The sequence below is a fragment of the Hymenobacter algoricola genome, assembly GCF_039539525.1.
Classification (GTDB): Bacteria; Bacteroidota; Bacteroidia; order Cytophagales; family Hymenobacteraceae; genus Hymenobacter; species Hymenobacter algoricola.
This window is the reverse complement of record NZ_BAABDH010000015.1, coordinates 78,387-91,663: the sequence shown is the minus strand read 5'-3', so window position 1 is coordinate 91,663 and position 13,277 is coordinate 78,387. Positions and strand designations below refer to the sequence as shown.

Genomic DNA, 13,277 nt, shown 5'->3' with positions numbered 1-13,277 from the left:
AGCCGGACAAACACACAACTGATGCACCTACATCAATGTACCTACATTAATTTATTTCTGGTTGGTCCGCTTTCTGCCCCAACCAGCACGCTTGGCTGCCACCGCACCGATGCTACGCCAGTTCAACTCCCGCTGGTAGTCCGCGGGCAATTCCTATATTACTATCCGCTTCGTCTCTTCTCGCTGCCGTTCGCCGGCTTTGCCCCTGCTCCGTGAATTCTTTATCCGCCGGCCCCCCTGCCGCACCCCAGATTCCGGGCTTCGCGCTACTGGAAGATGCTTTTGACGCCGTGGTGCTGCTGGCGCCGGATGGCTCGCTGCTATGGATCAATTCCGGATTTGCCCAGCTCACCGGCTTCCCGCAGGCCCACCAGCAGCCCGCGCTGCTCCTGGAGGCCCTGGCGGCGGCGGGTATGCCGCCCGCCGTTTTCCAGCAGCAGTTAGCCGCCGCCACCCCGCTGCGTGCCGACCTGGTTCTGCATCGAGCCGATGGCACGGCGCTAAATGCCCGGCTGAAAGTTCTGTTCCAGCCCCCTGCAGTAATTATCGGGCTTCTGGAAGATGTCACCCTAGGTCGCCCGCCAACGGGCCAGGACCAGTTTCGCCATCTCACCGAACACATTCCGGGCGTACTCTTCCAATGGCGTGAGAATGCCAACGCCTCGTCCGGCTTCAGCTACATCAGCCCCCAGCTGGCTACTATCTTCGGCATTGCCCCGGATCAGGCTCACCGCATAGCTGATTTTATTCTTCCCCAGGACCGGAAGGCCTGGCGGACCGCGCTGCGCCGGAGCCGGCGGCAGGGCAAAGACTGGGATTTTGAGGGCCGCCTGCAGGTGCCAGGCCAGCCGCTGCGCTGGTTCCGGGCCAGTGGGCAGCTCTCCGTAGCCGATGCCGGGGGGCAGCTGTTCAGCGGTATCTTATCCGACATCACCGAGCTGAAGCGGGCCGAGGAAACCGTGCACGCGCATGAGCAGCGCTGGCGCTTGGCCATTGAGCGGTTTGGCGACGGGGCCTGGGAATTCAATTACCAGACCGGCGAAGAATACTTTTCGGAAGCCTACCGCACCATGCTGGGCTACCCCAGCACGGGTCCCGACCCGCTACCGCCCACCTGGCAGCAGCACGTGCATCCCGACGACCAAAACCTTAGTCTGGCAGCGGCCAACGCCTACTTGCGCGGTGAAGTGCCGATGTACTCGGTAGAGCGCCGCCTGCGCTGCCGGGATGGCAGCTACAAATGGGTGCTTACCCGCGGCCTGATTACGAAGCAGGATGAGCAGGGCCAGCCGCTGATTATGACGGGCGTGCACACCGATATATCGGCCATGAAGCAGACGGCAGCGGCCCTCGCCGCCAGCACGCTGCGGTTCGCCACCACCATTGCCAACTTCCAGGAAGGCATTCTGCTGGAAGACGAAAACCATCAGGTGGTGCTGGCCAATGATGCGCTGTCGCGCATCTTCGAGCTTGATACCACTCCCGATCAGCTCGTTGGCTACGATACGACCCTGCTGGGCCAGCGCATGCAGAACCATTTCCGGAATCCGGACCAGTTTGCCCAGCGCTATGCCACCATCGTGCAGCACCGGCAGCTGGTAACGGCGGAACTCTTTGAGCTGGCCGATGGGCGCACCATTCAGGGCGACTTCGTGCCTATTTTCGTGGCAGAGCGCTACATCGGGCACCTATGGAAGTTTCAGGATATTACGGAGCGCAAAACCAACGAGGATGCCCTGCGCCGCCGCGAAGAAAAGTACCGGGGCATTATCGAGAACATGAACCTGGGCCTGGTGGAAATGAACCTCGACCGTTGGGTGACCTTCACGAACCAGGCCTTCTGCGACATCACCGGCTATGCCCGCGAGGAATTTACCGGGCAGCATATCATGAGTGTGCTGCTGAGCCCGGAAGATATGGCCCGGACTCAGGAGCGCGACCAGCGCCGTCAGCGGGGGGAGTCGGAAACCTACGAGCTGGCTATTACCGCTAAAAACGGCCAGCCTAAATGGCTGCTGATCAGTGCTGCCCCGCTCTACGACGACCACCGGCAGGTGTACGGCAGCATTGGTATTGCCCTCGACATCACCCACCAGAAGCGGCTGGAGCATCATCTGCGCGCGGCCAAGGAGCAGGCCGAAGAGTCGGCGCGGGCCAAGGAGCTGTTTCTGGCCAACATGAGCCACGAGATTCGCACGCCCATGAACGCCATTCTGGGCATGGGGCAGCTGCTGGCCAAAACCCCGCTCGATGCCGGGCAGCAGACCTACCTGCGGGCCATTGCCACCTCCGGCGAAAATCTGCTGGTGATTCTCAACGACATTCTGGACTTGTCCAAAATCGGGGCCAGCCAGCTCCAGATCGAGTCCATTGGCTTCAGCGTGCCGGGCCTGCTGCGGCAGATCGAAAAAAGTCTGCACTTCAAAGCCGAGGAAAAAGGCCTCTGCTTCCGCATAGAGGTCGATGAAGAGCTGCCCACCGTCCTGCTCGGCGACCCGTACCGTATCACCCAGGTGTTGCTCAACCTGGCTGGCAACGCGCTCAAGTTCACCGAGAAGGGCTCCGTCACGGTAGCGTGCGAGCTGGTCAGAGCCAATGCCACGGCCGTGGAGATGCGCTTTCGGGTTACCGATACCGGCATCGGCATCGATGCCGACTACCTGGTCGATATCTTCAAGGAGTTCAGCCAGGAGGACTCGTCCGTGACGCGCAAGTTTGGCGGCACCGGCCTGGGACTGAGCATCAGCCGCCAGCTGGTGAACCTGATGGGCGGCGAAATCACCATCGAGAGCCAGAAGCACCGGGGCACCTGCAGCCACTTCACGCTGACCCTGCCCGTGGGCACGCCGGCCGATCTGCCCCAGAAGACGTTCATCACGGACGGCGCCCGCGCCCGGCTACTGGGCCGGCACATCCTGCTGGTCGAAGACAACTACTTCAACCGCCAGATTGCCAAAGGATTTCTGCATAACGCTGGCCTGTTGGTGCAGGAAGCCGAAAACGGAGCCGCAGCCGTCGAGCTGGCCCGACAACACCGCTTCGATGCCGTGCTGATGGACGTGCAGATGCCCCTCATGAACGGGCTGGAGGCCACCGCCTACCTGCGTCAGCAGCTGGGCCTCACTACCCCCGTTATTGCCCTGACGGCCAACGCCATTAAGGGAGAGCGGGAACGGTGCCTGCAGGCGGGGATGAACGATTATCTGGCCAAACCCTTCCAGGAAGAAGACCTGCTGAAAATCCTCTGCCGCTGGATTCTGGATCCAAGCCTCCCCGGCAGTGAGCCACTGCCCCCCACAGTGCCCTCAGCTGCCCCCGCCGCGCTGTACAACCTCGACATTGTCCGGCAGATCGGGCAGGACGACGCTGCCTTCACGGTGCTCATGCTGGAGTCGTTCATTGAAAGCTGCGAGGAAGCCATTACGGAGCTGCACGACGCCGTAGCCCGGCAGGATACGGCCCAGCTGCGGGCGGCCACCCACAAGCTCAAGCCCAGCCTCGACCACCTGCAGGTGTACCGCATCCTGCCCCTGATTGTGGAGCTGGACACCTGGCGCACCGCCTTCGATGCAGCTATTCTGCCCGATCTGGTCGATCAGGCGGTGGATCAGCTGGAGAACCTCAACGTGCAGATGACCCGGGAGCTCCATCAGCTGCGCGCACTGGTGGACGGGGAGTAGGCGTCAGCGTCAAAAGATCCGCAGTCTATTATTCAGGCCCTGAACGCCAGCAATCCAGGATAATTGGTTTGCTCTGAGCCGCCAGGTCGCCCAAGGCTATAAAGCAAAAAGCCCCGCCGGACAAATCCGGCGGGGCTTTTTAATACTTAAATCAAGTTACCGAATCACCGTTTCCACGGCAGCCTTAACGGCCACCTTACCGCTCAGTGCCCGCACGGCGGCGGCGATACCGGCGGCGTCGAAGCCGCACTCCTTATACAGCTCATCCTGGGTGCCGTGCTCTACTACCCGGTCGGGGATGCCGAGGCGGGTGACGGGCAGGGCATAGCCGTGGTCGGCCATAAACTCCAGCACCGCGGCGCCGAAGCCGCCGGGCAGGCAGCCGTCTTCCACGGTCACAATGGCCTTGTACTTGCTGCACACGGCGGCCAGCATTTCCTCATCCAGGGGCTTGCAGAAGCGCATGTCGAAATGGCCGGCGCTGAGGCCTTCGGCGGCCAGCTGGGCGGTGGCCTTCACGGCGTAATTGCCGATGTGACCGATGCTGAGGATAGCCACGTCGTCGCCCTGGCGTACCACGCGGCCGGTGCCCACGGCAATTTTCTTGAATGGCAGCCGCCACTCGGGCATCACACCTTCCCCGCGGGGGTAGCGGATGCTGAACGGGCCCATGTCGGGCAGCTGGGCCGTGTACATCAGGTTGCGCAGCTCCTCCTCGTTCATCGGGGCGGCCACCACCATATTCGGGATGCAGCGCATGTAAGCCAGGTCGTAGCAGCCGTGGTGGGTGGGGCCGTCGGCCCCGGCAAAACCGGCCCGGTCGAGGCAGAACACCACGTTCAGATTTTGCAGGGCCACGTCGTGCAGCACTTGGTCGTAGGCGCGCTGCATGAACGAGGAGTAGATATTGCAGAACGGCACCAGCCCCTGGGTGGCCAGGCCGGCGGAGAATACCACGGCGTGCTGCTCGGCAATGCCCACGTCGAAGGCGCGGTCGGGCAGGGCCTCCATCATGATGTTCAGCGACGAGCCCGACGGCATTGCCGGCGTCACGCCCATCACCTTAGCGTTCTGCTCCGCCAGCTCCACCATCGTGTGGCCGAACACATCCTGGTACTTGGGCGCCTGGGGCTTGTCGTGGTGCTTTTGGTAAATCTCGCCGGTGATTTTGTCGAACAGGCCCGGGGCGTGCCACAGCGTCTGGTCCTTCTCGGCCAGGGCGTAGCCTTTGCCCTTCACCGTCACGCAGTGCAGGATTTTGGGCCCCGGGATGCTTTTCAGATCATTCAGGATAGTGACCAGGTGCTGCACGTCGTGACCATCCACGGGACCGAAGTAGCGGAACTTGAGGGCCTCAAACAGATTGCTCTGCTTCATCAGCGTGGCCTTCATGGCCGCCTCCACCTTGCGGGCCACCTGCTGGGGGTTGGGGCCAAACTTGCTGAGCTTGCCCAGCACGTTCCACAGCTCGTCGCGCACCTTGTTGTAGGTGCGGGAAGTGGTGATGTCGGTCAGGTATTCCTTGAGCGCGCCCACGTTGGGGTCGATGCTCATACAGTTGTCGTTGAGGATAACCAGCAGGTTGGAGTTGGCTACGCCGGCATGGTTGAGGGCTTCAAAAGCCATCCCCGCCGTCATGGCGCCGTCGCCGATAACGGCGATGTGCTGTCGGTCCAGCTCGCCCTTGTAGTCCGACGCTACGGCCATGCCCAGGGCGGCGCCGATGCTGGTGGAGCTGTGGCCCACGCCGAAGGCGTCGTACTCACTTTCGCTGCGCTTGGGGAAGCCCGACATGCCGCCGTAGCGGCGGTTGGTGGGAAACCGGTCGCGGCGGCCGGTCAGGATCTTGTGGCCGTAAGCCTGGTGGCCCACATCCCACACCAGCTGGTCGTAGGGTGTCTTGAACACGTAGTGCAGCGCCACCGACAGCTCGACCACGCCGAGCGAAGCCCCGAAATGGCCGCCGTAGATGGATACGGTATCAACGATAAACTGCCGCAGCTCCTGGCTGAGTTGAACCAACTGGTCCTGGCTGAGCTTCTTGAGGTCGTCGGGCGAGTCAATGGCCGCCAGCAGTTCACCGGGTTCAACAATCATCTTCGAATGGGGCAAGGGGGAATTGTAGCAGGGCAACAAGCGAGTAGCTCAAAAGGTTAGTCCGATTCGGGCTGGGTCGCGGGGCTGGCAAAGTTACGATTTTTCCGGGCGGGCGGTTGTGGCGCGCCCGGCATACTGCCGCCGGCGCCGAGTGCTGCCCCGGGTTAGTTTCTTGCCAGCGGCCAGCCCGCCGGGCTCCACAGGGGCAGCAGCAGCCGTTCTGGCAATCCGGGGTGGCGGCCCGCGGGAGCCGGGGGCCGCGGGGCTTAGCGCGGCCTTGATAGCGCCGGGGTGAATAATGCCTACTTTTGCGCCGGCCCACCTCTCCCCTGCCCATGCCGCTTACCCAGCAGAACAATCAGGAAAAACAGCTGCTTCACAAGCTTCGCCCGTCGCGCATCGTGCTGCCGGTACTGATTGGCCTGAGCGTGGTGGGCTTCATGTTCTGGCGCAGCTACCAGCCCGGCGACCTGGCCCCGCTGGGCCACGCCAAGCTACACTGGCTGCTGCTGATGGTGCTGGTGCTGCTGGCCCGCGACCTGGGCTACGTGTACCGCATCCGCCACATTGCCGAGCGGGAGCTGACCTGGCGGGCCAGCCTCGACGTGATTATGCTCTGGGAATTTGCCTCCTGCGTGCTGCCCTCGGCCGCCGGCGGCACCTCGGTAGCGCCGTTTCTGCTGAATAAGGAAGGTATCAGCCTGGGCAAGTCGCTGGCGTACGTGATGGTGACGGCCCTGCTCGACAACCTCTACTACGTCATTGCCGTGCCGCTGGTGGTGCTGCTGGCCGGCGACGCGCTCTACCCGCACGAGGTGCTGCAGGGCGGCCTGATTACTACTCTGCGCGTCGCGTTTATCGTCAGCTACCTGGTCGTGACGGTATACGCGGCCCTGATGGTGTACGCCCTGTTTATCAACCCCGTGGCGGTGAAGCGGCTGCTGGTGCGGCTGTTTTCGCTGCCGGTGCTGCGGCGCTGGCGCTCCAAGGCCTACCAGCACGGCAACGAGATGGTGTGGGCCTCGGCCCAGCTGCGCGGCAACGGCGCGCTCTACTGGTTCCGGGCCTGCGCTTCAACGGCCTTCGTCTGGACGGCCCGCTACGCCGTTATCGGCTGCATTATTGCCGCCTTTGTGGACGTCAGCGCCGGCGAATTTGCCCTGATCTTCGGCCGCAACCTCACCTACAAAGTCATTCTGCTGATTGCCATTACGCCGGGCGGGGCGGGCATTGCCGAGGGCGCGTTTCCCACTTTCTTCGGTAAGTTCATCGGCACGCCCACCATGACCAACTTCATCGTGCTGCTCTACCGCATCGTCACGTACTACCTGTACCTGGTGCTGGGCGCCTACTTTTTGCCCCGCTGGATTACCCGGGTGTTCGGACAGCACCAGCCGGCCACCGAGGCTACGGCTGCTTTGCGTTGAGCGTGGGCGCAGGCTCCGCCGGGGCGGGGCGCTGGTAGGTTTGCCAGAACGCCGGGCGGTGCTTCACATAGTTCAGCTGGTAGGTTTCACTGCCCGCGAACCGGGGGTCCAGCTCCGGATTCGCGGGCAGCGGCAGCGTACCGGCCGGCAGCACCGAGAAGTGCTCCTCGCAGAATTTCTGGTTGAAGAAGGGCCGCTTCCCCAGTACCCGGCCCGCACTGATGCCCTGTGCCGCGCTGGTGGCCACGTAGTAGCGGCCGGTGGCAGCCTTCTGGTAGGTCACCACGTGCGAAGTCCGCGAATCGGTCAGGACGCTGGCGTACAGCCGGGCCGTTAGATTCTGACGGCCGTAGTATTTGTGGGCCGTGGCATTCATCTGCACGGTGTCGCCCTGCCACAGGGCTTCGTAGCGCACCACCGCGTGGTCCTGCTGGCGGACGTACACGCGGCCGGAGTAGCCGGCCTCCAGGTAGGTGCCGGTAGTGCGGTGGTTGGCCCGCTTCGCGGCGAAGCTGATCAGGTAGGTCGTTTCGTCGCCCTGCTGCAGCACGCTGTCCAGGCGCAGCACGAATTTGCCCAGGGTCCGGCTTTTAAACAGGGGCGAGATGCGCACCGGGTCGGCGGCGGCGGAGTAGAAGCCCTGCCCGCTTTCGGCCAGGTCGAACGGGCCCAGCGGAGTCGGACTCTGCACCAGCACGTTGGTTTCCTGCACCCGGTGTTTCTGAGTAGGCCCCATCATCAGGAATCCGCCCCCAAAGTGCCGGTAGCCCGCCGGCTCGAAAATCTGGCTTACGTACTCCACCGCGTGCCGCAGCGTGTCGAAGTTGCTGATCTGCCGGCGCGTGTAGACCTGCGCCACGTAGTCGTTCTGCTCGTAGTTGGCCGGGGCCGCCGCCAGCACTCTCTTCATGATTTTGCGCGGATTCAACGATTCCCCGCTCACCCGCACGTCGCCCAGCGCGTAGGCCTGCGGCGTGAGCACCACCGCCAGCGGACCAGCTGCCACGGCAACGTTGACCATCCCGTAGCCCACGCTCGACACCTGGAGCGTAGCTCCCGTAGCGGTACGGGGCACGGCCAGCGCGAAATTACCCTGCGCATCGGCCATCACGCCCAGGCCCAACGCGGGCAGGGCCACCGAGGCAAAGGGCACGGCCGCGCGGGTTTTGCGGTCCGTTACCCGGCCCCGCACGGTCAGGTTGCCGGCGGCCGGCGCGGCCCGGCGCAGCACCAGGCCGGGCGTAGCACCGGCCGGCACTTTACCCGCGGCGGCCCGGGCTACCTGCCCGGCCGAATCGGGCACGGCTACCAGTTCGGCGGCCGGCCGCGTCCGGAGACGGGGCGGGCGGGTGGTTTTCAGAAACAGGATGCCATCCACGACCTGCGCCCACTCCGCTACCAGTGGGGTATATTCCATGATGGAGTAGGCCGAAAAGCGGCGGCTGCCGTAGTTCTGCTTCAGGTTCAGGAACAGATATTCCGCCCCCAGGCTGTCGAGGCGGGCCTCCATGCTGCCAACGGGCGGAGCGGCAATGGGCTGGCTGGCTTCGCCCACGGCCGCGTAGCTGCCCCCGGCGGTAGCCGTACCCAGAATGTAGGCCTGGGCGCCCAGGGCCTTTTTCACGTGCCAGCCCATGGGCCGGAACTGCTGAATCTCCGCGTTGTCGATCAGCTGCATCTGGTTGGCAAAATGGGCCGTGGCACCCCAGCAAATCACTTTTTCCTGGGGGTGCTGGCGCAGGTACCACAGCAGATTGTCGGCCATCTGCGCGTCGCGGGGGTTGTTGTCGCGGGCCTGGAAGGTTCGGTGGTCTTTCACCGCGGGGTCGTTCTGCACGTAGTCGCGGGCCATGGTCTGCAGGCTGCGCAGGGTCTGGCGCCACTGCTCGGCGGCGGCCCGGCGGGCGGGCGTGGTGCCCGCGCCCGCCAGCAGGCGGTCGGCCAGCTTCACGTTCCGCTCCCACTCGCCCAGGGTGTGGCCGGCCGGGAAGCCGTTGAAATGCTGCATAAAGCCCAGCACCTCGTCCAGATAGTCGTAGTTGATGGCGGCGCTGGCTTTCTGCGACTCCAGAAAAACCTCCAGATCGTCGACCAGCTCCTCGCCGTAGGCGCCCGTCAGCTGGGAGTCGAAGCCCGTTACGCGCAGCTTGCGGGCCGCAATGAGGTCTTCCACGGGCTGAAATTCCTGGGTGGCGGTCCAGATACCGAACACGCTGTTGCCCAGCGCTTCCGAAGCCGACACGCCCGCATCGAGCTGCTGCTGGGCCTTGTTCACCTCGTAGAAGCCGCTCTCGAAAGCCAGGGTAGTAAAGCCCATGCGCTGCTGCAGAAAGCGCACGAGCCGGGCCTTGGCCTCAAACACGTTGCCCTCGCCGTGGCTGGGCTCACCCAGCAGCACCACCCGGGCCGAGCCGATTTCCCGGGTTAAAAATTCCAGATCGGCGAAGCTGGTATCGGCGGTGCTGATGCTGCGGATGGGGTGCACCACCAGTGCAGCAGTGGTGGTTTGGGCTGGCGCGGCAAGGCTGGCGCAAAGCAGGCCGGCCGTCAGCAGACGGGTAAAAAGAGCCATTGGGTAATGATCGAGGTAAGCAGGATAAGAATGCGGCAAGCTAACGGCTTTCTCCGAAACCAGCCAGACCCGCCCAGTCCTAATTGCTTACTGATGTTACGCAGCGTGAGGCGGGTTGTCGGCTGTGAGAAGTTAGGAGTCAGGACAGGAGTTAGGAGTTGGAAGCGTAGGAGTTGAGGGAGCAGGCAAAAGAGGAAGGAACGAAACGGGTGCCAAAGCAGACGCACCTTGAATCTGCAACCTGCTCTGATTCTGCCTTCCAGCTTCTGCCTTCTAGCTCCTCAAACAGGGTTTCAGTAATGCCGCGCGTAACATCAGTTACTTATTCAGAAACAAAAAGCCCTTTCGCACGGGGCGAAAGGGCTTTCAGCAGTTTGGTTGATTCTGGGGCCAGAGCCTTATTCGGCTTCCAGCATCATGGAGGAGCCGTCGGCACCTTTCAGGGTGATTTTCTTCTCCGTCAGGTTGGTCACGTCGAAGGCCATGCTGGTGGTGCCGCCGTCGGGCGTGAGGGTGATTTTCTTGCCGGGCTGGTCGAACACGTACTTGCCCTGCATAGTCTGAGCGGACGAAGTCATGTTGAAGGTTCCATTGGCGAAGAAGCGCAGCTCGGTATCCTCGTCGGCATCGGTCTGGGCTACTTTGTCGCCGGTGGCGGTGGTTTCCTTGTCGGTTTTCCACACTTTGCTTTCGGTGCCGTAGAGCATGTTGGTTTCGCCGACCTTATCGGGCTGGCTGCAGCTAGAGACGAACAGGGCTACGAGCAGCAGCAGGCTGGCCAGGTAGTGCAGGGGAGTGGTGGCGCGGTTCATGGAAAGGGGGTGTGAGGGTTGAAAAGAGGGGAGAAGTCAGCATCAATGACCCCAGGCATAGCCTTGGGCCGGCGTTTCTTACGGCAAGCGGGGAAAAGAGTTAAGGCCCTATATTCTCTTTCTGTTCGCGGCAACCTAATCAGTAGCGGGGCGTAAGAACGCCTGAAACCGTGAGGCTTAGGCCACTACGAATCTTCTCTCCATTCACCCTAACCGACACACAACCATGGGACTGTTCGATTTCCTCAGCAATAAAGGCGAAGAAAAACCCGTTGAAGCGCCCAAGCCCGCCGCTGCCGGGGGCACCGACTTCTTCGGTACCAAAGATGGCGCCGCCAAGCCCGCGGCCGCCGGCAGCACCTACACCGTAGCCAGCGGCGACTCGCTGTCGAAAATTGCCAAAAACCACTACGGCGACGCTGCCAAGTGGCACCAGATTTACGATGCCAACAAAGCCACCATCGGCGCCAACCCCGACCATATCGAAGTAGGCCAGGTCCTGACACTGCCGACGCTGTAGGTCTTTTCCCGGCCCTGATTCCTGCCAAAAACGCTGCTCCGGCCCGGAGCAGCGTTTTTTTGTGCCCCAGAGAAAAAGACGGAAAACTTTTCCCCGGATTTGCGCTTCTCAATTCCGGGTGTACATTTGCACCTACCAATCCGGTACTCCCCCGCTAACGGTGGGGCGATTTTCAGACTTTATGCAGAAGTGGCGAGAGAACAGGCTCCGTGACCCACTGGCAACCTTCGGTAAAGCGAAAGGTGCCAATTCCTGCCCGACCGGCCCAGGCCCGCGGGACAGATAAGTTGAGTGCCATGAAAAATTCCCCCTCCTCCGCCCTTCCGAACCCTTCCCCTCTGGCTGCTGCGCGGCAAGCCAGCCGGCCGATGGGTTTCCGCAGTTCTGCTGCGCTGGCCCTTGCGGCCCCCCAGGCCGCCCGCATGCGAATGGGCTGTTGTTGCGCGTGTTGTTGCTAGCCTGAGTCTGGCCTAGCGTCCCCTCCCTTTTTTCTTTTTACGGCTTACCCTGCATCCGGCAGCCACTTTTTGTGCGCTTCCCGCGGGGTCCCGGCTGGCTCCTGACCCCGCTTTTCAGCCGCAGGGCCGCGCCTGGCCCGGTCCCGTGGGAGTCTTGGCTCCCGGCTCAAATCCTGTCTTTTCTTTCCGTAATCCTTCTTAACCTCCGAACCAGTATGTCCACGCCAGCCCATCACTTCGAAACGCTGCAGCTCCACGCCGGTCAGCAGCCCGACCCCACTACCGGCGCCCGCGCCGTACCGCTGTACCAGACCACGTCCTACGTGTTCAAGAACGCTGAGCACGGGGCCAACCTGTTTGCCCTGAAGGAGTTCGGCAACATCTACACCCGCCTGATGAACCCGACGACCGACGTGTTTGAGCAGCGCGTGGCGGCCCTGGAAGGCGGCGTGGCAGCCCTGGCTACCAGCTCGGGGCAGGCGGCCCAGTTCATTGCCCTGAACAACATCCTGCAGGCCGGCGACAACTTCGTGAGTACGGCCTTCCTCTACGGCGGCACCTACAACCAGTTTAAGGTAGCATTCAAGCGCCTGGGCATCGAGGCACGCTTTGCCGACGGCGACAACCCGGCCTCCTTCGAGGCGCTGCTTGACGACAACACCAAGGCCATCTACCTCGAAACCATCGGCAACCCAAGCTACAGCATCCCCGACTTCGAGCGGATTGCGGCCATTGCCAACAAGCACGACCTGCCGCTGATTGTGGACAACACGTTCGGGGCGGGCGGCTACCTGTTCCGGCCCCTGGAGCACGGGGCCCACATCGTGGTGGAGTCGGCCACGAAGTGGATTGGCGGCCACGGCACCAGCGTGGGCGGCGTGATTGTGGATGGCGGCACGTACGACTTCGGCAACGGCAAGTTTCCGCAGTTCACCGAGCCTTCCGAAGGCTACCACGGCCTCGTATTCAACGACGTATTCGGCAAGGGCGGGCCGTTCGGCAACATTGCCTTCATCATCCGGGCCCGGGTGGAAGGGCTGCGCGACTTTGGCCCCGCCATCAGCCCGTTCAACTCGTTTCAGCTGCTGATCGGCCTCGAAACGCTGAGCCTGCGGGTGGAGCGGACGGTGGAAAACGCCCTGCGCGTGGCCACCTGGCTGGAGCAGCACCCGCAGGTGGAAAGCGTGAACTATCCGGGGTTGAAAAGCAGCCCTTACCACGGCCTGGCCCAGAAATACCTGAAGCGCGGCTTTGGCGGCGTGCTCAGCTTCCAGCTCAAAGGCAGCAAGGAAACGGCTACGCGCTTCATCGACAACCTGAAGCTGGTGAGTCATCTGGCCAACGTGGGCGACGCCAAGACGCTCATCATTCAGCCCTCGGCCACCACCCACCAGCAGCTCTCCGAAGCCGAGCAGCTGGCCGCCGGCGTCACCCCGACCTCCTTGCGGCTGTCGGTGGGCATCGAGCATTTCGACGATATCCGGGCGGATCTGGCCCAGGCTTTTGAGGCCGTGCGCAACGCCGCTACGCCGGACGAATCGGGCAGCACGCTGCTGCAGCCCGAGGTAGAACACGCTGCTCCGCTGGAAGTCTAGAGAGAGGAAACCGGCGGCAGCTTTTTTAGCGCAGGCGGAAGCCGCCGCCTTTTCCGGTCGGAGCAGCTTGGGGCGCGGGCGGGTCGTTTTGTTGTGAGAGAGGAGACGGCCTGCCC

7 protein-coding genes and 1 riboswitch are annotated in these 13,277 nt (G+C 62.9%); of the genes, 4 read left to right on the top strand and 3 right to left on the bottom strand.

The window, feature by feature from the left end:
- Positions 1-212: 212 nt before the first annotated feature.
- Positions 213-3,680: a PAS domain S-box protein gene (locus ABD842_RS03785; protein ID WP_345110276.1), complete on the top strand. Its 3,468-nt coding sequence runs from the start codon at positions 213-215 to the stop codon at positions 3,678-3,680.
- Positions 3,681-3,836: 156 nt separating this feature from the next.
- Here the strand turns inward: ABD842_RS03785 and dxs are convergent, their stop codons facing one another.
- Positions 3,837-5,777, bottom strand: coding sequence for a 1-deoxy-D-xylulose-5-phosphate synthase (gene dxs, locus ABD842_RS03780; RefSeq protein ID WP_345110273.1), 1,941 nt, complete (start codon positions 5,775-5,777; stop codon positions 3,837-3,839).
- Positions 5,778-6,112: 335 nt separating this feature from the next.
- Between dxs and ABD842_RS03775 the strand changes: the two genes are divergently transcribed.
- Positions 6,113-7,204 carry a lysylphosphatidylglycerol synthase transmembrane domain-containing protein gene (locus tag ABD842_RS03775; protein ID WP_345110270.1) on the top strand — a complete coding sequence of 364 codons (1,092 nt, stop codon included), beginning with the start codon at positions 6,113-6,115 and terminating at the stop codon, positions 7,202-7,204.
- On the opposite strand, the gene ABD842_RS03770 is transcribed toward ABD842_RS03775, so the two are convergent.
- Positions 7,185-9,776 (bottom strand): erythromycin esterase family protein, encoded by a 2,592-nt coding sequence (locus ABD842_RS03770; RefSeq protein WP_345110268.1) that lies wholly within the window; start codon positions 9,774-9,776, stop codon positions 7,185-7,187. The genes ABD842_RS03775 and ABD842_RS03770 overlap by 20 nt on opposite strands.
- Positions 9,777-10,174: 398 nt before the next feature.
- Entirely contained in the window at positions 10,175-10,588 is a 414-nt protein-coding gene (locus tag ABD842_RS03765; protein WP_345110266.1) for a hypothetical protein, read from the bottom strand.
- Between the two features lie 226 nt (positions 10,589-10,814).
- Here ABD842_RS03765 and ABD842_RS03760 point away from each other — a divergent pair, with 226 nt between their 5' ends.
- Both ABD842_RS03760 and ABD842_RS03755 read left to right on the top strand, forming a co-directional pair.
- Positions 10,815-11,108, top strand: a complete 294-nt coding sequence (locus ABD842_RS03760; protein WP_345110263.1) for a LysM peptidoglycan-binding domain-containing protein — start codon at positions 10,815-10,817, stop codon at positions 11,106-11,108.
- Positions 11,109-11,284: 176 nt separating this feature from the next.
- A riboswitch (SAM riboswitch) is annotated at positions 11,285-11,397 on the top strand.
- Between the two features lie 384 nt (positions 11,398-11,781).
- Positions 11,782-13,161, top strand: a complete 1,380-nt coding sequence (locus tag ABD842_RS03755; RefSeq protein ID WP_345110261.1) for an O-acetylhomoserine aminocarboxypropyltransferase/cysteine synthase family protein — start codon at positions 11,782-11,784, stop codon at positions 13,159-13,161.
- Positions 13,162-13,277: the final 116 nt, after the last annotated feature.